The 22,361-nt window shown below is 51.7% G+C and carries 15 protein-coding genes; 1 reads left to right on the forward strand and 14 read right to left on the reverse strand.

Features of this window, described 5'->3' with window-relative positions; all coding sequences use genetic code 11:
* Positions 1 to 534 precede the first annotated feature (534 nt).
* The 10 genes from tyrS to pheS form a co-directional block, all read right to left on the reverse strand.
* Positions 535 to 1,797, reverse strand: coding sequence for a tyrosine--tRNA ligase (tyrS, locus tag EZJ44_RS03820; RefSeq protein WP_131280374.1), 1,263 nt, complete (start codon positions 1,795 to 1,797; stop codon positions 535 to 537).
* Between the two features lie 174 nt (positions 1,798 to 1,971).
* Positions 1,972 to 3,396 (reverse strand): argininosuccinate lyase, encoded by a 1,425-nt coding sequence (gene argH / locus EZJ44_RS03825; protein ID WP_131280377.1) that lies wholly within the window; start codon positions 3,394 to 3,396, stop codon positions 1,972 to 1,974.
* Between the two features lie 26 nt (positions 3,397 to 3,422).
* The gene (locus EZJ44_RS03830) at positions 3,423 to 4,175 is read right to left on the reverse strand and encodes a nitroreductase family protein (protein WP_131280379.1); all 753 of its coding nucleotides are present in this window, start codon (positions 4,173 to 4,175) and stop codon (positions 3,423 to 3,425) included.
* A gap of 139 nt (positions 4,176 to 4,314) precedes the next feature.
* Entirely contained in the window at positions 4,315 to 5,553 is a 1,239-nt protein-coding gene (locus EZJ44_RS03835; RefSeq protein WP_131280381.1) for an argininosuccinate synthase, read from the reverse strand.
* Between the two features lie 111 nt (positions 5,554 to 5,664).
* Positions 5,665 to 6,168 (reverse strand): arginine repressor, encoded by a 504-nt coding sequence (locus tag EZJ44_RS03840; RefSeq protein ID WP_131280383.1) that lies wholly within the window; start codon positions 6,166 to 6,168, stop codon positions 5,665 to 5,667.
* A gap of 1 nt (position 6,169) precedes the next feature.
* Positions 6,170 to 7,288 carry an aminotransferase class III-fold pyridoxal phosphate-dependent enzyme gene (locus EZJ44_RS03845; protein ID WP_165496104.1) on the reverse strand — a complete coding sequence of 373 codons (1,119 nt, stop codon included), beginning with the start codon at positions 7,286 to 7,288 and terminating at the stop codon, positions 6,170 to 6,172.
* 237 nt (positions 7,289 to 7,525) lie between these two features.
* Positions 7,526 to 8,992, reverse strand: coding sequence for a glutamate synthase subunit beta (locus tag EZJ44_RS03850; RefSeq protein WP_131280388.1), 1,467 nt, complete (start codon positions 8,990 to 8,992; stop codon positions 7,526 to 7,528).
* Positions 8,985 to 13,505 (reverse strand): glutamate synthase large subunit, encoded by a 4,521-nt coding sequence (gene gltB, locus EZJ44_RS03855; protein WP_131280390.1) that lies wholly within the window; start codon positions 13,503 to 13,505, stop codon positions 8,985 to 8,987. The genes EZJ44_RS03850 and gltB overlap by 8 nt, the downstream gene beginning before the upstream one ends.
* A gap of 226 nt (positions 13,506 to 13,731) precedes the next feature.
* Positions 13,732 to 16,344, reverse strand: coding sequence for a phenylalanine--tRNA ligase subunit beta (pheT, locus tag EZJ44_RS03860; RefSeq protein ID WP_131280392.1), 2,613 nt, complete (start codon positions 16,342 to 16,344; stop codon positions 13,732 to 13,734).
* Positions 16,344 to 17,435 (reverse strand): phenylalanine--tRNA ligase subunit alpha, encoded by a 1,092-nt coding sequence (pheS, locus tag EZJ44_RS03865; RefSeq protein WP_131280394.1) that lies wholly within the window; start codon positions 17,433 to 17,435, stop codon positions 16,344 to 16,346. The genes pheT and pheS overlap by 1 nt, the downstream gene beginning before the upstream one ends.
* A gap of 168 nt (positions 17,436 to 17,603) precedes the next feature.
* On the opposite strand from pheS, the gene EZJ44_RS03870 reads away from it, so the two are divergent.
* Entirely contained in the window at positions 17,604 to 18,455 is an 852-nt protein-coding gene (locus EZJ44_RS03870; RefSeq protein WP_131280396.1) for a PfkB family carbohydrate kinase, read from the forward strand.
* 52 nt (positions 18,456 to 18,507) lie between these two features.
* Here the strand turns inward: EZJ44_RS03870 and EZJ44_RS03875 are convergent, their stop codons facing one another.
* The 4 genes from EZJ44_RS03875 to EZJ44_RS03890 form a co-directional block, all read right to left on the reverse strand.
* The gene (locus EZJ44_RS03875) at positions 18,508 to 19,329 is read right to left on the reverse strand and encodes a TrmH family RNA methyltransferase (protein ID WP_165496105.1); all 822 of its coding nucleotides are present in this window, start codon (positions 19,327 to 19,329) and stop codon (positions 18,508 to 18,510) included.
* A gap of 13 nt (positions 19,330 to 19,342) precedes the next feature.
* On the reverse strand, positions 19,343 to 19,915 hold the full coding sequence (locus EZJ44_RS03880) for a dTDP-4-dehydrorhamnose 3,5-epimerase family protein (RefSeq protein WP_131280400.1): 573 nt from the start codon (positions 19,913 to 19,915) through the stop codon (positions 19,343 to 19,345).
* Between the two features lie 138 nt (positions 19,916 to 20,053).
* Positions 20,054 to 21,346 (reverse strand): glycoside hydrolase family 1 protein, encoded by a 1,293-nt coding sequence (locus EZJ44_RS03885; protein ID WP_206661839.1) that lies wholly within the window; start codon positions 21,344 to 21,346, stop codon positions 20,054 to 20,056.
* 168 nt (positions 21,347 to 21,514) lie between these two features.
* Positions 21,515 to 22,345 carry a Fic family protein gene (locus tag EZJ44_RS03890; protein WP_131280402.1) on the reverse strand — a complete coding sequence of 277 codons (831 nt, stop codon included), beginning with the start codon at positions 22,343 to 22,345 and terminating at the stop codon, positions 21,515 to 21,517.
* Positions 22,346 to 22,361: the final 16 nt, after the last annotated feature.

The following is a 22,361-nucleotide window of genomic DNA, read 5'->3' on the forward strand; positions in this document are numbered from 1 at the left end:
CAGCAGCCCCAGCCAGCCAGACAACAAAACATATCATAAAAAGCTGACACACTATTGAGATCCCAAACAACAAACCCACACCCAACAAACAACCCCAAGGAGGGATCCTCTGCCGAAGAGGTAATGACCAATTTAAGGCCGATCACCAGCGAATGTCAAGACCTAACAAGCGCAGATTTCTCCACACAAATTAACTCATGGACATTCAAGATTTGTAAGAAAGCAACAAACTTCCAAATTCCATTCGGATTAGTTTGTCTCAATCGCTTCTCACTCGCTCTTGGCGACGGATAAAACTTTACAAACTATTGCGAACTTAGGTCAAACTATTACGCGGTGTCGCTACTCACACGGCCAAAACACGAGGGGTTTCGCCTTTATTTTCGGCGAAACCCCTCGTGTCCAATCAAAGATCACACGAATCTAATTTGACCGCTAACTAAGCATCACTTAAGCACCAAAACCAGCTCAAATTCAGCTCCGATAGCCCTTCATCTTACTGTTGCTGAAAAGCATTTCGGTGCGGCAGCCCATTCAGCTCTGCACTCGTAACACGTTGAGGTTCTTACGCCCCTTGCGCACGAGCACCACACCACCAGCAAGAACATCCGATTCGTCGATCACTCGCTCTTCATCTGCAACTTTCTCATTGTTGATGTAGACGCCACCTGAAGAAATAGTGCGCCTAGCTGCACCCTTTCCCTTTTCAAGGCCCAGATCAACCAACGCATCTGTAAGGGCAGTTCCTAATGCCACATCTGCACAAGGTAACTCAGCCACAGCATCAGCGAGAGTCTGCTCATCAAGAATTGCTGGGTTAGCTTGACCAAACAAAACCGCCGAAGCCTGCTTCACCCGTTCAGTTGCCTCTGCACCATGCACCCAAGTCGTGACATCCTCAGCCAAGGCCTTTTGCGCCTCACGTGCAAAAGCGCGCTCCTGCACCGCCGTCGTAAGCTCCTCGATCTCCTCGCGACTGCGGAAAGTAAACACTTTGAGCATCGTAACCACGTCGTCGTCGGAGGTGTTGAGCCAGAACTGATAGAACTTGTACGGACTCAACATCTGCGGATTGAGCCAGACCGCTCCCCCCTCAGTCTTTCCAAACTTCGTGCCGTCACTCTTTGTAATCAGCGGATTCGTGAGCACATGCACCGAAGCACCCTCGACTTTATGAATAAGATCCATTCCGCCAACAAGGTTGCCCCACTGGTCATTTCCACCAATTTCGAGTGTACAACCGTAACGACGGTACAGCTCAAGGTAGTCGTTTGCCTGCAAAATTTGGTAGGAAAACTCGGTGTACGAAATGCCCTCATCGGAATTGAGACGCCGCGCCACAATGTCCTTCGAAAGCATCGTTCCCATTCGGAAATGCTTGCCGAGGTCACGCAAGAAGTCAATGGCCGACATCTCCTCGGTCCAATCGAAATTATTTACCGTGCGAGCAGCATTATCTCCGTCAAAATCAAGCAGTGATTCCAGCTGTGCACGGAGCGATTCCACCCACTGCGCGACCGTCTCGCGCTCATTGAGCGTGCGCTCACCCTTCGCCCGCGGATCACCAACAAGGCCAGTAGCACCACCGACCAGTACTAACGGCTTGTGTCCAGCCATCTGCAAATGGCGCATTACCTTTACTGCCACCAAATGCCCGTGGTGCAAAGATGGCCCGGTTGGATCAAAACCACAATAGAAGGTGATCGGTCCAGAGTTTAACGCCTCCGAGAGTGCGTCAATATCGGTATGTTGGGCAATCAGCCCACGCCAACGAAGCTCCTCAAGAACATCCGTCACTTTGAACCCTTTCCATTGTAGTTATTCATACGTAAAGCTATTTTGCCTTACGAAACGCAATAACACGAATTTCTTTTCGACGACGCCGCAGCCTTGCCTAAGCCCGACGCAGTCGCCTCACGCGAGCTACTTGCCCACTTTTCGAGGTCACTCGCCCCGAGCTCAACCGTAGCATCAGCTCAGCGACAGCACCGACGTCGTAAATTCTCGTAGCTGCTCGTACTGAGCTTGTGCCTCGGCAAGCTGCTCACGCACCCGCTCAGGAGCTGTACCGCCACGACCACTTCGAGCAGCAACGGAGCCCTGCGCGGAAAGAACCTCACGAACCTGCGGCCTTAATCGAGAATCAATACGTGCCAAATCCTCATCGCTCAAATCCCACAGTTCAATGCCTCGGCGTTCACATTCTGCCACGCAAGCACCTGAAATTTCGTGGGCATGACGGAACGGGACACCCTCTTTGACTAGCCATTCTGCAATATCGGTAGCCAATGAGAAACCCTGCGGAGCAAGCTGTTCCATTCGCTCATAATTGAGTTCCATCGTGGCGATCATTCCGCTAACTGCCGGTAAAAGCACGTCTAAGGTATCTACCTGGTCAAATACGGGCTCTTTGTCCTCTTGCAAATCGCGATCATAAGCGAGTGGAAGCGCTTTGAGCATCGAGAGCAATGCCATGAGATCGCCAATTAGCCTGCCAGCTTTTCCACGCGCGAGTTCTGCAACATCAGGATTCTTCTTTTGCGGCATGATAGACGATCCAGTAGAGAACGCATCGTCGAGGCGAACGAACGAAAACTCTTTCGTATTCCAAATAATTATTTCTTCACTAATGCGCGATAAATCAACGCCTATCTGTGCCATGATAAACGCAAACTCCGCCACCAAATCACGCGCCGAAGTGCCGTCGATAGAGTTCCAGACAGCAGAGTCAAATCCAAGCTCACGTGCCACCTGTTCAGGATCTAAACCAAGCGTATTGCCAGCCAGAGCACCTGATCCATAGGGGCTAATCGCCAAGCGACGATCCAAATCCACGAGTCGCTGCACATCGCGGAACAGCGGCCACACATGGGCAAGTAAATGATGAGCGAGCAGGATCGGTTGTGCATGCTGCATGTGGGTTCTGCCAGGCATAATCACGTCGCCAGCGCGCTGAGCTTGTTCTATGAGGGCGACGACGACGTCAAGCAATTTTCCGCCCACGTTCCGGCTCTGATCGCGCAGGTACATTCGGATTAATGTGGCGATTTGATCATTTCGGGAACGTCCGGCCCGAAGCTTTCCGCCTAGCTCACCACCAGCTTTAGCGAGCAGACCGCGTTCGAGCGCAGTGTGCACATCTTCGTCCTCGGGTAATGCTGTAAAAACCCCGGACGCAACGTCCGCATCAAGCGAATCTAAGGCTGCAAGCATAGCCGTAAGCTCGGCGTCGTCGAGAAGATTCGCGCGGTGTAAAGCTCGCGCATGTGCACGCGAACCCGCAATGTCGTAACGAGCAAGACGCCAATCAAAATGCGTTGAGCGTGATAGTTCAGTCAGTGCATCAGCGGGCGCGCCTGAAAAACGTCCACCCCATAGCGCGATATGTTCAGTCATATACTTTCATCCTTTGTTGAGAGCAACTAGGCGATTGCCGTGCGAAACCCCTGCGCTGCGATGTCGTTCAAAATTTGTGCACGTTTCATCCGCACGCCGGACAAAGCGCGCGACACCTGATCGGTAAAAGAGTCGACGTGCCGACTAGCGTCACGCAAGTCGTAGTAGGTTTGAAGCTCTAGATCGTAATCAGCCAGCGCCTCGATCCACGACTCGCGATGCTCGTAGCCGTTTTCCATAAAGCGGAAATCACTACTCATGCGCGGTTTCAATTGTGGACTTTGATTTGGCACACCGAACGTCAAGCCAACCACTGGGAATGTATATAGTGGCAGATCAAGAGCATTCACCACCGCCATCGGATCATTGAGCACATTGCCGAGTAAATTCGCACCCAAACCAAATGATTCGACTGCATTGACCACATTCTGCGCCATTAAGCAGGCATCAGTAAAAGCCTCGACGAACACGTCCATGGTACTAGCGCCGTCAATAGGCTCTTTTCGCTCCTGCAAGATTTGAATATTACGGTGCACGTCTACGATGAAAAGCCAATACTCGGGAGCGCGTGCCACATAAGGCTGTTGGCCAATCTGGGCTAATTCTGCTCGAATTTGTGCATCAGTAACCCGAATAACCGACGCTTGTTGCAGGCCACGTGAGGTAGCAGTGCGAATTGCAACGCTTTTCAACTCTGCGAGGGTGTCTGAGCTGATCGCCTCATCAGTAAATTCACGAATCGTGCGATGTCCCAATTGAGTATTGATTGTATGGTTCACAGCAAATATTCTTTCACGTCTGCGAGAGCAAATGTAGATCTAAAGCGACAGCAAAATTGTTATCTGCTGAAGCTTTAGATCACATTGCGCTCACCTTGCTTTAACAGCTCCTATAGCCTGATCAACTCGCCTTGATTAATTAAGACAGGTTGAGCTTCGGCATAGCCTCGCCCTTGCCAAATTTCACGTCACGAGCGGCAGCGAGCTTAGATGTTAGGCCAGTAATCTCGATGAAGCCTTTTGCATAACTTTGATCGAAGGAATCGCCCTCGTCATAGGTTGCCAAATTGAAATCATAAAGCGAAGTTTCAGACTTACGTCCAGTCACAACGGCACGACCACCATGCAAAACCATGCGAATATCGCCCGTCACATACTCTTGCGTATCTCGAATAAACGCATCCAAAGAACGCTTGAGCGGTGAGAACCACTGCCCCTCATAGACCAGCTCAGACCACCGCAGCGCAATACGCTGCTTATAACGAGCCTGTTCACGATCCATTGTGACTCGTTCGAGCTCTTTATGTGCTTCGATCAAAGCCATCGCTCCAGGAGCTTCATAGATCTCACGCGACTTGATGCCCACCATACGATCTTCGACGATATCGATTCGACCAATTCCCTGTGCACCTGCGCGGCGATTCATCTCAACGATGGCTTCCAAAGGCGTGACCTTAACTCCGTCTATTGCCACAGGAATGCCTTTCTCGAAAGAAATCACGACTTCATCTGGCAAAGGTGGGTATGTAGGATCATCGGTGTAGTTATAAACATCCTTAGTTGGCGCATTCCAAAGGTCTTCCAAGAAACCAGTTTCAATTGCACGACCCCACACATTTTGGTCAATCGAGAAGGGATTGTGGTGTGTGGTTTCAATCGGAAGATTGTGCTTATTGGCGTAGTTAATCGCAAATTCGCGCGTTAATGCAAGATCGCGAACTGGCGAAAGACATGCCACATCAGGAGCCAAGGACGTAATACCGTTTTCAAATCGAACTTGATCGTTACCTTTACCGGTGCAACCGTGTGCCACAACACTCGCATCAAATTGGCGCGCTGCCGTCACCAAATGCTTGACGATCAACGGACGAGACAACGCCGAAACCAGCGGGTATGCATCCATATACAAGCCGTTTGCCTGTAGATCCAGCATGCAGTATTCCTCGGCAAATTCATCTTTCGCATCAGCGATATATGCTTCTACCGCGCCGCAATCGATCGCACGCTGACGGATTACCTCGAGATCTTCACCTCCCTGACCACAGTCAACCGACACGGTCACAACTTCTGCGCCAGTTTGTTCGGCGATCCATCCAATCGCCACGGACGTATCGAGACCACCAGAGTAGGCAAGAACTACACGATTATTAGCAGACATTTTCTCTCCTTCGAAAATTATTTGAGCAATTTAAGAGCCAATCATTTGACGCGGCAAGCAGACGTTTCCATTATCTATGCACTCCACACAGATGCTCGCAACGCCGATTTATTAGTCATTTCGAGAACTTCGCGACAAATCCATAATTTCTGCTACGAAGTTCTTCGCTATGTCTTCCGACGCCGTAACCACAAGCACTGTATCGTCACCTGCGATACAGCCCAAGACACCGTCAAACACCGCACGATCGATTGCCGAAGCGAGCAACTGAGCAGCTCCTGGGGGCGTTCTCACAATCACTTGATTCAATACGCTCTGCGCGCTCGTAACCACCTCGCGTGCCCATCGCTCTAGCTGAGCGCGTGCCCCATATTCAGATTCAGCGAGTTCAACGATGTCTGGAATCCGATATACTCGTTTGCCGTCAGCTGCATATTCTTTGAATGCATGGAGTTCTTCAAGGTCACGCGAGAGTGTAGCTTGAGTTACGCGGATACCCTCCTTTGCAAGGAGATCACGCAACTCACTTTGAGATGAAATTCCGTACTGCTCAACGAGCGTCACGATCTTCGCGTGCCGCGCTGCACGAGTTGTTGGGATATTTACGCTCGCCATATTAGTTTGCAAGTCCCTTCATGTGGTCGATAAACAGTTGTAAATGGTCAATAGAAATGTTGAGCGGCGGCGATAATTCGATCCGATCCTGCGCACCGACGTGCACAATAATCCCGCGCTCTTGCAATTGTTGTTGGACGAATTCAGCATCTTGAGTCCGAATACCAAGTAGCAAACCCTTACCCGAAACCTCATACCCACATTCGGAAAGCTCATCCCTTAGCCATTGACCCACCGAATTGATCTGACCGAATATCTTCCGAATCTCGTCAATTACGAGCATGGAAATATCGAACGAGAACGGATTACCAGCAGGAATGAGCCCCGAGAGCCTATCTGAATCCTGTTTAGCTCTCCGCGAGAGTAACAATGTGGCACCGAGGGGAACCCCACCGCCAAGGCCACGACCCACAGTGATTATGTCCGCCTTGACGTAGGGAGCATGCACAAACCAGTCTCCAGTACGTCCCATACCAATATGCGTTTCATCCATAATCAGTAGCGCTTTGAACCGCTCGCAAAGAGCGCTCGCACGTTGAAAAATTTCCTCATCCACAACGCCGGTGGCAGAGCGTAGATCCATCGGACTGAAAATGATGGTCGCAGTATCGTCGTCTACCACATTTTCCAGGGCTTTCGCAGTGGGTTCTACCGCAATGATGCGGGTTTGCGTTGATGCCGCAGACACCGAGCTCACAGGCCTTTCTGATGCGACGTTCGCTCCGCCGTCGTACACTGGCGCGACGACGCCATACAGCTCGGAATCCGAGTGCACTGGCAAGAACGTAACGATATTTCCGCGCGGCTTGAACTGGAGCGCAATTTCAAGGGCGGCGCGATTTGCTTCGTGACCTGATCTGGTAAAACGTACCCGGGAGCTGGCACCCACGTAGCCTGATTCGGTCAAGCAACTCTGAATTGCCGTGGCTAGGCCAATCTGTTCTTCGGTGGCAAAATGATGTGTTGCCTCGAAAAGCTTATGCGTATTAGCTGCCGCATAGTTTGCAATAATAGGATTGTTATATCCCAGTGCGTTTGCTCCGCCACCAGCGGTCAGATCGAGAAAAGTATCGCCCTCATTATTCGTAAGAACTGAGCCGTCCGCTCGCTCAATGAGCATGCGAGGCGCGTGTATTGACTGACACAGCGCATGTTCATATCTACCACGCCACATGTATTACCAGCTCCGACCTAAATTGCGTATATAGCACGAGTTGGCTGCAAGCGCGCCAAGCAAAAGCGTTCCACACCAACCCACAAAGCATAACTATACTCTCTAATGTATGATATTGCATTGCTTTGCAGCGTGCGCTCAAACACGTTTGGCATCACTCACAACCAACTGTGATAAGGCATTTCACAGCATAAGCTGACGCAATTGCGGTGAAATTGGACGTGGAAGTTTCGACGTGCCACTCAAGAACTGATCCACTCCATGCGCACACGAACGTCCCTCGGCAATCGCCCACACGATCAGTGACTGTCCGCGACCGGCGTCACCACAGGCAAAAACGCCAGGAACACTCGTCACATATTCCTCATTGCGCACGATGTTTCCGCGTGCATCGAGTTCAAGACCAAGCTCATCAATAATTCCCGATTTTTGCGGTCCCACAAAACCCATTGCCAGCAGCACAAGTTCAGCGTCAATATGACGCTCAGTTCCCGGAACTGGCACAAATTGACCGGCATCAAACTTGACTTCAACAATATCCAGACCAGAAACCGCACCTGAGCCGTCATCAGTAAAAGCAACAGTATTCACTGCATAAACACGATCGCCGCCTTCTTCATGAGCCGAAGCAACCTTGAAAGTCATTGGGTATGTGGGCCACGGCTGATTTACCGGGCGCTCAGCACTCGGCATTGGCATTATCTCAAGCTGGGTAATTGATGCTGCTCCTTGGCGAATCGCTGTACCTAGGCAATCCGCACCAGTGTCGCCGCCACCAATAATCACCACATTCTTACCGGTAGCAGTGATCTGATCTGGTACTTCTACTCCCCTCGCCACTTTATTGGCCTGCGGCAAGTACTCCATTGCCTGATAGATTCCACGCAGATCTGCGCCCGGAACATTGATTCCACGCGGCACAGTTGCGCCAATAGCGAGCACCACGGCTTCATACATGTCACGCAATTCTTCGATGGTGATATCGACGCCGATCTCAACATTTGTCTTGAACTGCGTTCCTTCCAACACCATCTGCTTCAGACGCCGGTCAAGCACCGCCTTCTCAAGCTTAAACTCGGGAATTCCATAGCGAAGCAATCCGCCGATTTCATCCGCTCGTTCATAGACGACGACGGTGTGCCCCGCGCGCGTAAGCTGCTGCGCTACCGCAAGGCCTGCCGGACCCGAACCAACCACAGCCACCGTCTTTGAGGTGTGCCACTCTGGTTGTTGCGGCACAACGCGCAGATCATCCCAAGCCTTATCGATAATCGCGACTTCGACATTCTTGATGGTTACCGGATCGCGACTTATTCCCACCACACAGGACGTCTCACATGGAGCTGGGCACAATCTACCTGTCAATTCTGGGAAGTTATTCGTCGCGTGCAGGCGCTCTAATGCTTCTTGCCATTTATCGCGCCAAACCAAGTCATTCCACTCTGGAATGAGATTTCCTAACGGACAACCGTTGTTACAGAACGGGATACCACAATCCATGCATCGGCTCGCCTGCTTCGTGATAATTGGAAGCACTGCTCGACCCACTGTTCCTGGGTAAACCTCATTCCAATCCTTGACACGCTCGTCAATCGCTCTGCGCTGCGGCACTTCCCGTGCCGTCGTAATAAATCCACGCGGATCAGCCACGAGCCACCTCCATCATCAGGTCAGTTGTTTCACGTTCTGTCAGATTACGTTCTTTTGCTTCTTGGGCAGCAGCCATTATTTTGGCGTATGTGCGCGGAGAAATCTTCTTGAAACGCTGCGCGAGCTCGGCATCCGTTGTGCCAAGCAATTCCTTGGCGATATCAGATCCGGTCTGCGCACTATGCTGCTCAAGTAGCTCTCGAATCCGGTCAATATCTACGGCTTCGAGGTCCACAACATCTACTAATTCTGTGTTGACGCGCGCCGCATCAAGATCAAGAACCCATGCCACGCCACCGCTCATTCCGGCCGCAAAATTGCGTCCCACCGAACCGAGCACAAGTACTTCGCCTCCGGTCATGTATTCACATCCATGATCGCCTACGCCCTCTACCACCGCAGTTGCGCCGGAATTGCGCACGCAGAAGCGTTCGCCCACGGTACCACGCAGGAAGATTTCACCCGACGTCGCACCATAACCAATCACGTTACCGGCGATTATTTCCTTTCGTGGATCGAAACGAACACCAGACGGCGGCGTCACGATAATGCGTCCGCCCGAAAGGCCTTTACCTACGTAGTCATTGGAATCGCCGATCAACCGCAACGTGACTCCGCGTGGTAAGAATGCGCCAAAACTCTGACCTCCAGTACCACTCATAGTGAACTCGATGGTTCCGTCAGGCAATCCTCTGCCCTCAGTTGCCCGCGTCACCGCATTACCGAGCTGTGTTCCCACAGTGCGATTGACATTGCGAACCTCGACTGATTCACGCACACGCGTACCATTTTCCAGCGCAGGGCGAGCCAGTTCAATCAGCTTTTGATCCAAAGCCTCGTCCAAGCCGTGATCCTGAGTACTCGTGCAGCGCCTAGCGACATCTACCGGAATATCACTTCCAGCAAGCACTGCAGAGAGATCGATTCCTTGTGTCTTCCAGTGCCCGACTGCGGCATCCGTGCGCAACAGATCAACTCTGCCAACCGCTTCGTCGATACTGCGTAAACCGAGGCTAGCCAAAAGTTCGCGCACCTCTTGAGCGATAAACGTAAAGAAATTGATCACATGCTGCGGATCACCCGTGAATTTCTCACGTAGCTGCGGATTTTGGGTTGCGATACCAACCGGGCACGTATCTTTGTGGCACACACGCATCATTACACAACCAGTGACGACGAGCGGAGCGGTTGCGAAACCGTATTCCTCGGCGCCTAGAAGTGCAGCAATGACGACGTCGCGTCCAGTTTTCATCTGACCGTCAGCTTGCACTACGATGCGGTCGCGTAGCCCGTTGAGCAAAAGCGTCTGTTGCGTTTCTGCCAAGCCGAGCTCCCACGGAGCTCCTGCGTGCTTAACGGAAGTCAACGGCGCAGCACCGGTACCGCCGTCGCGCCCCGAAATGAGCACCACATCAGCTTTCGCTTTCGAAACACCTGTAGCAATCGTGCCAACGCCAACCTCGGATACGAGCTTGACGTGTACGCGCGCCCGCGGATTTGCCGACTTGAGATCGTGAATCAGCTGTTTTAGATCTTCGATTGAATAGATATCGTGATGTGGAGGCGGAGAAATGAGTCCTACACCTGTCGTTGAATGGCGAGTCTTTGCCACCCACGGGTACACCTTCGGTCCAGGCAATTGACCGCCTTCACCGGGCTTTGCTCCCTGGGCCATCTTGATTTGGATATCATCGGCGTAAGTCAGATACTCCGAGGTCACGCCAAAACGACCAGAAGCCACCTGCTTAATTGCAGACCGACGAGCTGGATCGTGCAAACGCTCCGAGTCTTCGCCACCTTCACCAGTATTGGATTTACCACCCAAACGGTTCATGGCGATAGCAAGGGTCTGGTGTGCTTCTTCAGAAATTGAGCCGTAGCTCATCGCGCCGGTTGAGAACCGCTTAACAATCGATTCCACTGGCTCGACTTCCGAGATATCGATGGGCTGCACATCCTTGAATTTGAGCATCGAACGCAGGGTCATTACCCGTTCCGAATTGCTATTGACAAGCGCCGTATAGCGCTTAAACTGCTCGTAATCACCGCTCTTCGTCGACTGTTGAAGCCGGAACACGGTTTCAGGATCGAGCAGGTGATGTTCGCCTTCCCTGCGCCATTGATATTCACCACCAGTGCGCAGGTCACGGTGTGCAAGTGGAATACCATCAGCAGGATATGCAACCAAGTGACGCATATGAACTTCTTTGGCAATTTCATCAAGCGCCACCCCGCCGATTCGGGCAGCTGTGCCCGTGAAATAGGTATCGACAAAGTTCGAATCAAGACCGATTGCTTCAAAGAGCTGCGCTCCTGTGTACGAAGCAACAGTGGATACGCCCATCTTGCTCATAATCTTCAAAACGCCTTTCGAGAGCGCCTTGGCGATATTCGCGATGGCCTTATTGGGATCAACATCTACATAAAGTTCACGGCGGGCGAGATCTTCGGCAGTTTCAAAAACCAAATAAGGATTAACTGCCGCGGCACCGTAAGCAAGCAAGAGCGCAATATGGTGAACTTCGCGCACATCTCCAGCCTCTACCACGAGACCAACCTGAGTACGAGTCTTCTCCCGTACCAGATGGTGGTGAATTGCCGAGGTGAGCAGCAATGATGGGATCGGTGCAAACTCTGCGTTCGAATGGCGATCGGATACCACGATTACTCGTGCTCCCCCACGAATTGCTGCCGATACCTCTTGGCAAATCTCATCGATCTTCGCTTCGAGCGCACGCCGACCACCAGCGACCCGATACACACCTTTGACCACATGCGACGAAAATCCAACTACGTTACCCTCGCGCAAGCGCACAATTTTTGCGAGTTGCTCAGAGTCGAGAATCGGATTGCGCATCACAATTTGGCGTGCTGATTCCGGCGTTGGGGTAAGAAGATTTCGTTCCGAACCAATTTTCGTCGTGAGTGAGGTGACGAGTTCTTCGCGAATCGCATCCAATGGCGGGTTCGTGACTTGCGCGAAGATTTGAGTAAAGTAATCGAAAATCAAACGAGGACGCTCTGACAACACAGCGATAGGAGTGTCGGTTCCCATTGATCCGATTGCTTCGGCACCTGTATTCGCCATCGGTGCAATAATTAAGCGCAGTTCTTCTTCGGTATAACCAAATACTTGCTGGCGGCGCGTCACTGACGAATGCGAATGCACAATATGTGCTCGAGTGGGCAGCTTATCTAATTCGATTTTGTTCTTATCGAGCCACTCACCATAGGGGTGTTCAGCTGCCAAAGAATTCTTCACTTCTTCATCCGAGAGCACCTTGTGCGAATCGAGATCCACCAAGAACATACGGCCTGGTTGCAGGCGACCTTTCTTGACAATCGTCGTCTGATCGATGTCGAGCACACCAGCTTCCGAAGCGAAAACCACTAAGCCTTCGTCAGTCACCCAATAGCGCCCCGGACGCAAGCCGTTACGGTCGAGCGTGCCGCCAATGATCGATCCATCAGTGAAAGTGATAGACGCCGGACCGTCCCAAGGTTCCATAATAAGTGAATGGTACTCATAGAAGTTCCGTCGCAAGGCATCCATATCTTGGTTGCCTTCCCATGCCTCAGGAACCATCATCATCACTGCGTGCGGAAGTGATCGACCGCCCAGATGCAGTAGCTCAAGTACTTCGTCAAAGGACGCCGAGTCTGATCCGTCTGGCGTGCAGATTGGGAAGAGCTTGTCCATATTGCCTGGGAATTTATCGGATGTGAGCATCGCTTCGCGGGCACGCATCCAATTTCGGTTGCCCATGACGGTATTAATTTCTCCGTTATGGGCGATCAAACGGAATGGATGTGCAAGCTCCCAAGACGGGAAAGTATTGGTCGAAAAACGGGAGTGCACGAGCGCCAAGGCCGAAGCCATCTTCGGGTCATGTAGCTCTGGGAACACTTCTTCCAGTTGGCTTGTGGTGAGCATACCTTTGTAAACCAAAGTACGCGCCGACAGCGAAGCAAAATAAACATCCGTATCGTTTTGGATGCGCTTCCTGAGCACAAATGCGTATCGATCGAGGTCAATTTCGCTTTGACCAGCACGTCCAGTAACAAAAAGAAACTCAAAATGTGGCATTGCCTCAACTGAGATTGGCGATAATGTGTCGGTTCGTACCTCAATATTGCGCCATCCAAGCAGCTCAAGGTCAGTTTCTTCAACAAGCTCTGCGATGTGCTGTTTAATTTCTGCACGCTCGCCGTCATCTGTTGGCAAGAATGCCATGCCGACGGCGTATTCCCCCTTTTCCGGTAGGCGGAAGTCCACAGTAGAACGGAAATATTCGTCCGGCACCTGAATGAGGATACCCGCACCGTCACCTGCGGCTTCGTCTGCTCCGGTAGCACCGCGATGATCCAGATTTCGAAGCGCTTCCAGCGCCTTCTCGACGATATCGTGTCGAGGTTTTCCATCTAGGTGCGCAACAAAGGCTACGCCACAAGCATCATGTTCAAAATTCGGCTGATACAACCCCATTTGAGCACGGCGTTTGAATACGGACATGTGCGGCCTCCCCTTACATTATTGGTTGGTCTTATAAGTCAAAAGTATTTGTTCACTAGATAACGTGGGAAAACGTCTCAAGATTTGGTCATTAATTCGTAAAGAAAACACACTATTTTAACTGTGAGCAAATTCTGCATCTTAAAGATAGCCCAAATTGGATAGACACCAAAATGGGTGGGAGCCGATCAATGTCAGCTCCCACCCATCAAGGGTTCAAAGCAAATTAGGCCCGAAGATCAGCGTCGAAGGTTTTCTTCAGTTGCTTCACGATCCGCTTGCGCAGCGCAGCAGTTTCTTCGGCAGTAAGCGTATGATCAAGGCCACGCAATCTCAGCGCGAAAGCCAATGATTTCTTACCATCACCGATCTGTTCCCCTCGATAGACGTCAAAGAGGCGCACGTCTTCAAGAATCTCGCCGCCCACGTTCCGTATTACTGCCTCAACTTCATACGAAGGCAAATCGGCATCTACCACTACCGCGATGTCTTCTTTTGCCATCGGGAAAGTAGATACTCCTGCTACCTGGATCGGCGAACTACCGCGGGCAGCGAATAGTTGATCGAGGTCGGCTTCGAAGGCAATTGAACGCTTCGGTAGCTCAAAGGTCTTGCATACCTGTGGAGCCAACTCACCCGCATATCCAATTACGTGCTCACCAACGCAAATTTGCGCACAACGACCTGGGTGGAACGGAGCATACTGTTCTTGCTTAACGCGCATGTCCAAGCCAATAGTTCTACCGAGTGTTTTCACCGCTTCGATAGCATCGCGCCAATCCCAGGTGACACCATCGAGATCAGCAGCGGCTTCAGCAGCCCGAGCCGTCGCCACACCTGCGATGTGTCGCGGTTGAGCCGGAATTGCCCGTTCCAAAGCGTCCAATTCCTCATTAGTGGGGCGGCGTCCCACACCAGGATTCTCAGCCGGAACAACGCCCTGCGGACGAGTCACAACACCGGTTTCGAACAATGCCACAGTGCTGTGCCCACGCGAGACGTTGAGTCGCGCCGTTTCCAACAGCGAGTCAAGAATCGACGTACGCATATACGGTGCGGACTCTTGGAGCGGATTTTGCAAGCGAATGGCGAGCCGGCGCGCGTCGTCGTCATCAATACCTTGGTGATCGAAAACTTGACCTGCAACGAAAGGATAGCTCAACACCTGCACCCAGCCTTGCTCAGCAAGCGCACGCGCTACGTCACGAGCCTGGCGCTGTTCGATGCTCAGCCCATGTCCAGCCGGTGCGTAAGGCACCACAGAAGCAATCTCATCGAATCCCACCAAGCGCGCAATTTCCTCTACAAAATGTGCGCTGCCAATCAAATCTGGACGCCATGACGGCGCCGTGACCGAGAGTTCACGATTATCATCGCTAGCTGCGTCAGAAATCGAAGGAATTTCCTCAACCTCACAGCCAATCGCATGTAGCAAGGAAATCTGTTTTTCGGCGCTGAGCTCAAGGCCTGTGAGCCGGCGAGTTTCACCCGTATTAAATGCCAACGCAGGAGTCGCATCAACGTGATTTACTTCGAAATTGGCTTGATCAGCAGTACCACCGCCGTATTCTACCAGCAAATCCACTACTGCTTGAGCAGCAATAGGTGGCAGTTGTGGGTCAACACCACGTTCAAAACGCTTTGAAGCTTCCGACGGAAGCCGATGATTGCGTGCCATACGAGCCACAGACACCGAATCAAAATGCGCCGCTTCGATAAGAACATCAGTAGTTGCGTCCGAGATTTCAGTGCTCGCGCCGCCCATAGTGCCAGCGAGGCCAACAGCACGTTCACCACGTCCGCCCTGAGAATCGGCGATCACCAAATCTTCGCCACCCAAAGTGCGCTCAACGTCGTCGAGTGTGCGTAAAGTTTCCCCAGCTTTCGCGCGGCGAACAATCAGCGGTGCCACTGTTTTATTGAGATCGTAGGCGTGTAGCGGTTGCCCCAAATCGAGCATTACATAGTTTGTTGCGTCAACCACCAGCGAAATTGGACGCATTCCTGCTGCCTTGAGCCGGTCATGCATCCACTTTGGCGACTGCGCACAAGCATCAACGCCCCGAACAATGCGTGTCACAAACCGAGAACAGCCTGGCACACCGTGGATAGGAGCATCGTCAGCAATCTCAACTGCGAAACCTTCGTTATTTACTGCTGGCACATTCTTTGCAGCATTCGATTCATAGGCAGGATCGGTAAACTTCGCACCCGTCGAATGGGAATACTCGCGTGCCACGCCACGCATCGAAAAGCAATAGCCACGATCTGGAGTGACGTTGATTTCCAAAACTTCCCCGGCAAGCCCGAGGAAACCGAGCACATCGTGCCCGATTGCTGGAATGCCACGTTCGCGCGCTTCGTCGTCATTATGGGCAAGCACGATAATTCCATCGTGATCGTCGCCCAAGCCGAGCTCGCGCTGCGAGCAGATCATACCGTCAGAAATGTGACCATACGTCTTTCGAGCTGCGATTTTGAAGTCGCCTGGTAGCACAGCACCAGGCAGCGAGACTACGACGTAATCTCCCTCCACGAAGTTATGCGCACCGCAAATAATTCCGCGCGACGGCAGTTCAGAAGGCTCTTTCCCCTCACCAGGAGCGTCGTTATGTTCGCCGACGTCGACGCGACAGTAATTGATGAGCTTTCCGTTGGATTGCTCATTCTTTTCGAGCGTCAATACCTTGCCGACGACGATCGGCCCAGTTACCTCCGAGCGGTGGATCGTCTCTTCTTCCAAACCGACTTTCACCAGCGCAGCAGCTAATTCTTCAGCACTGAGATCAGGTGATATGTCGACATGCTGACGCAGCCAATCAAGTGGAATACGTGGCATCAGTTTCCCCTTCCAGTGGTGCTGAATTGCAACGAGAACCGGATATCGCCCTCAACCATATCGCGCATATCTGCGATGCCGTGGCGCAGCATGAGTGTACGTTCGATTCCCATGCCGAATGCAAAACCGGTGTATTCATCAGGGTCAATTCCCGCATTGCGCAGAACTTCAGGATTTACCATCCCGCAGCCGCCCCATTCGATCCAGCCAGGTCCACCCTTTTTCAGTGGGAACCACAGATCCATTTCTGCTGACGGCTCGGTAAATGGGAAGAATGACGGGCGCAAGCGCGTCTTTGCTTCTGGGCCGAACATCGCTTTCGCAAAATGATCAAGGGTGCCTTTGAGGTGCTCCATCGTGAGACCCTTATCAACGGCAAGACCTTCGATCTGGTGGAATACTGGCGTATGTGTAGCATCGAGCGCATCGGTGCGGTAAACCTTACCTGGGCAGGCAATATACACAGGAGCACCACGCGAAAGTAAGGTGTGCGATTGAACCGGAGAAGTGTGCGTGCGCAAAACGAGTCCAGGTTGTGCCGAGATTTGTGGTTCAGAGCCTGATCCAGCACTTACCTTCTCCACTCCTGCCACATAGAACGTATCTTGCATTTGGCGCGCCGGGTGATCGGGGCCAAAATTGAGCGCATCGAAGTTAAACCATTCATGTTCGACTTCAGGGCCTTCAACCACATCCCAGCCCATGCCGATAAAGAAATCCGACACGTCCTCGAGGAGCACATTGAGCGGATGCCGGGCGCCAATTGGTGCTCTACGCGTTGGCACCGTTACATCAACCGTCTCTTCTGCGAGCATACGCGCCTCATTAAGGGCTTCGATTCGCTCAGTTGCTTGCGCAAGCGCCGCGGAAATCTCTTTGCGTGCTGCTCCCATCAACTTTCCCGCAGTGGGTTTGAGTTCCTTGTCCAAACCCTTGATCGCCATATTGGCAACCGTGATTGGGGCTGAATCCCCCATATGGCACAGACGTGCTTCCTTGAGTTCATCGAGAGTGCTAGCCGATTCGAACGCAGCACATGCCGAACGCACCGCCGCGGCAATTCCCGTTTCATCTAATGGACTGAGATCCATGATTACCTTTCACATAAACGTGACATTTCGGAGTAATAAATTAATCCATACCTGAACTATTCTACCGAGCGATCGCCAAACACGCGAAGTGCGTTCATTTCGTGATTGTTCTTTCCCTTTCTGATACACAGATGCACAGATACGCTACAAAACCGTACGATTAGAAATATGAGCACTGCACTGTTTTGTGGACTAACCACCATCGACGTAACCCAGCACGTGACGGAAGTTCCACAAGCTAACCAAAAGATTGTTTCGCATCAGACCCTGCTCGATGTGGGCGGACCAGCTGCAAATGCTGCTCGTACTGCCGCAGCTCTGGGCGTTCCTGCTCGTTTAGTGACGCTGCTGGGCGATACTCCCCTCGCGCGTCTCGCGCTCGAGAAGCTTTTCGCTGAGGGTATCGAGGTGATTGATCTCGCTGCAGACTCAGAGTTCCCGGTATCCACCGTTTTTGTGGACGACGCCGGAATGCGCACCGTCGTCTCACGCAATAATCCGAACCGAAAATTCCGCAATCCAGACGTTTCGATCCTTGACGACGTCGCTATTCTCGAAATAGATGGACACCTGCCACAACTGCAAAAACTATTCGCTGAACGGTGTAAAGACGCAGGAATTCCAGTTATTTTTGACGGCGGTTCTTGGAAAGCTGGCACAGACGAACTGCTACCGTTGTCCACGCATGTGATTATCTCTCAAGATTTCGTGCGTACAGATTCTACTGCCGAGCGCACATTCGATTATTTACGCGGCTTTGATTTCCAGCTTCTAGCGCAGTCGGCCGGCGAAGAACCAGTTCATGCGGTTGCTGGTCAGCAGGAAGTGAAGATCCAAGTGCCGCACGTGGCGGTGAAAGACACACTCGGCGCGGGCGACGTTTTGCACGGATCTTTTACTGCCTTCCTGCCGCAGGCCTCAAATCCACTCACTGCGCTGCGAGAGGCCATTGCCTTCGCAAGCAAATCGACGAAATATAGTGGCATTTTGGGCTGGCTAGAAGCCGATTCTGAGATCTGATTCGGAAATCTAAGTATTTTTTCCTGCTACCGATTCTGTCTACCGACGCTGCCTACCGATTCTGCGCCTGCGCAGAAGCATACACACACAGAGTGGTAGCCATAGCCACATTGAGCGACTCGGTGTGCCCCCACATCGGCACCGACACGATGTAATCTGCCAATTCACGCTGCTCAGCCGTAAACCCGTGTGCCTCGTTACCAACGAGCCACAAAGTTTTTGCACGCAAATCGAGCCCCTCTATCACGCGACCTTCAAAATGAGCCCGCGATGCGGCGTCGGCTAGATCGTTGAGGTTATATTGCCCGCCGCCGTCGGCGAGTAGCACCGTGAAACCATGAGCACGAGCACGCGACACAACGTCGGCAAGGTGTTCATCTTCAATAATGGGAAGGTGGAACACAGAGCCCACTGACGAGCGAATCACCTTGGGATTCATGGCATCTACCGAACCGCTACCGAGGATGACGGCGTTCGCTCCCGCTGCGTCGGCAGAACGAATAATCGTTCCCACATTGCCCGGATCGGCACCGCTCACTGCCATCACGGCAAGACGCGAAGAAGCAAGTACATCGTCGAAATTCGGTTCGTCTGCAATATTGATGACGGCGAGCACTCCCTGAGCGTCAGAGCTCAGCCTGTTGCACAGCTCGTCGGTAAGTATATGCGTATATGGATCATGTTGATTAAGCAGCCGGTCAATATCGGGATGCGCGTTTAGTGCAGTTTCCGTTGCATAGACGTCCCTGATGAGCTCCGGTGAGAATTGCAATAACTCACGCACAGCTTGCGGACCTTCAACCACAGCTTGCCAATATCGATAACGGTTAGAACGACGAAACAGCCCAAGAACTTTCTTGAGCTGTCCCGTCATTTCGTCTGTATATTTACGAGGCATGTGCAGCTTTGAATTGTGCCAACGTCGGAGCGTTGAGATCCTTCTCAGAAATCTGTGAGCGATCGTTTACATCAATCGGCACTGGCCACTCGATACCGAGTTCAGGATCGAGCGGTGTGAGCGCAGATCCTGGCATGCCTGGCTTCCACTCTTTGTCGAAGAAGTAGATGTATTCCGAGTCAGCAGTCTCACCGGCTGCTTGGAAACCGTTACACACTCCGTTTGGAACGAGCACCATCACGCCCGGCTTAATCTGTACGGTTTCAACTGCGCCAAAAGTAGGCGAATCTGGACGAATATCAACATACGCTCCAAAGACTTCGCCGGAAGCCACCGTAACGAGCTTGGTCATTGCTTCGGCGTGGAGACCACGCACTGCACCACGATGAGTCAATGTGTTATTGCACTGCTCAAACGAGGAGACGATGCCGTTTTCTTTCAGCCACGAAAAACGGAATAGCTCGCGGATTGTGCCGCGCTCGTCCGTGATTTGCTTCGGTGTGATGATCTTTAGACCATCAATCTTGCTGTCTTTGATGCTGGCATCAATAATCTCAACCACGTTTTCTCCTTGAGTCTCGTTGTTCGCCTACAATTCTCGCACATCTAGCGGTGAGTTCCCAATGGCACACACGCGCCGTTTCAAAGGCACGCGCTCAGCTCACCGCCGGTGTACGCTCAACGTTATGCATGTACACGCTCAGCGTTCGCGATATTTTTTCTCGATTTCCGCAGTGATTGCTCCGGCTTTGATGAGATCACGAAGCATATAAGCCGAGGGTTTCGGTTTGCGTTCAAGATTAGTGCGATCAAGATAGACGACGCCGAAACGCGGTTCCATTCCGTCCGACCACTCCCAGTTATCTACGAAACACCAGTGATAGTAGCGTTCAATTGGCAAATCGCTTGCCACAATTTCTTTCAAATGATCGAGGATGAAGGAGCACCGGAACTTTTCTAGACGGGAGGAATCGCCGTTGTCTGCCGTGCCATTCTCGGTGATCCAAATGGGAAGGCGGTAGCGCTGATAAAGCTCACGCGCTGCGATCACTACCCCTTGTGGGTATATTTCCCATCCTAGATCAGTTGTGGGGACGTCGGGGAATACGCCGTCGTCAAGTCCGCTAACGGCCGTACGGGAATAGTAGTTGATCCCAATGACGTCGCAGTAGCGGCCAAGCTTCACTCCCACTGGTTTGCCTAAAAATCGGCCAAATTTTCCGCTGAAAAAAGCTTCTTCAATTTCGCGATGGAACAGTTGCTCATTCACCCGCGTAAAAATTCGATGCAAAGGATTCTTCGGATTGAGCGGTGCGAAAACACGGCGATGGTGAGCAAAACCTACCCGTGCAACGCGTTCCCCGGCGTCGATCCGTTCGTGAATCAGCTGATATGCCTGAATGTGGGCAACCGCGAGATTGCGCAGTGTGGAGCGTAAATTCTTCCAACTCTTACCGTTAACGATCGGGCCATAATCGAATAAATACGCTTGGGTAGCGTACACATTTGGCTCGTTAATAGTGATCCAATCGCTTACCACAGGTCCGAGGTATTCGAGCACGCGCTCAACAAACTCGATGAAATAACGGATATTTTCCTGCTTGTTAAAGGCGCCAAGTTCCTCGAACCACAATGGGTGTCCAAAATGGTGGAGTGTTACCAATGGATGAATGCCTTTGGCAATGAGGTCGTCAATTTCTTCCCGATAACGTGCCAATGCGGCGGCGTCGAACACCCTAAACTCGGGCTCAATGCGTGCCCAATCCACGCCAATACGTGCGGTTTGGAAGTTGAGATCAGCCATAAGCTGGTTATCTTCGCGCCATCTGTTCCAATGGTCTGTGGTGGGATTTGGGCTGGTGCCGTCGGCTACCTTGCCTGGTGTTTCAGCCCAAACATGCCATGTTGAACGCGGCAAAGAGCCTTCAATTTGCAATGCAGCGGAACCAGTACCGATCATCAGTTTTCCAAGTGGATACGTGTGTTTTCCCACGATATTTCCTCACCTATAATTCACCTAAAAGCGCGCCTTTGCGCATGTGCCATGTTCCAATGAACTTCGTTATATTGTAGCAGCTCCGAAGACGTACCGCTCGATTTTCATGGTGCATTTCGTGCGTATATGTGCACTCGCTATCGTAGATCGTTGGCCTTCGCTTTCCTACGACTGCGCGCGCTCAACCGCCTCACGCGTACTGCGGATCATGTCGAAACGTTTTCCGAATTCCTCTGCTATAGCAGCCGAAACAAAGCTGATGAGTGGTTCGTAATCACCGTCTATTTGTGCACGTGCAAGTGTATCGAGATAAGTTCGCCGATCTTGATATTTGAGTGCAACTGGAGCATATTTATCAGCTACCAACATTGCGTTCATGATTGTACGTCCCGTTCGTCCGTTTCCATCGACGAAGGGATGAATTCGTTCAAATAAAGCATGAAAAATGCAGGCTTTTACAACGCTCGGCAGTAACGATTGCTTATAGGCAAAGAGAAGATCCGCCATCTGTTCACGTATCTGAAGTGGGCTGGAAGGAACAACTTGAGATCCAGCGATCAGTGCAGCCGAGAGGCGATATGAACCCCGACTCCTCGGCTGGCAATCAAGCGCAGTTCGTTCATGAATGTCCTTTATGAATTCTTCGTCTAATTCACGGCCTTGAGCGAAATCACGCATCGCATAATCGTATCCCTCAGCTACACCGCGAACAGCAAACATATCTGAAAGTTCTCTATCGTCTTTTGGCAAAAACTCACCCTGTAATACGAGTTGGGTTTCTTGCGGTGAAAGCGTCGATCCTTCAATGGCGGCAGAATTGCAGGTAAACCGATTAATAAAATCTTTTTCAAACGACTTATTCGCTTCGATTTCATGCTCATTACGCGCGTTAAAACACGTTGATTGTAGCTCACGTAGGGAATCTAGTTCGTCCAGAAGCTCTCGAATATTCGAAGACATCTCAAACTGGAATGCGCCAAAGATCATTTCCTTCATGTCTTCTCCCCTCCTG

It is taken from the genome of Arcanobacterium bovis (genome assembly GCF_004331995.1).
In the GTDB taxonomy this organism is placed as follows: Bacteria; Actinomycetota; Actinomycetes; order Actinomycetales; family Actinomycetaceae; genus Arcanobacterium_A; species Arcanobacterium_A bovis.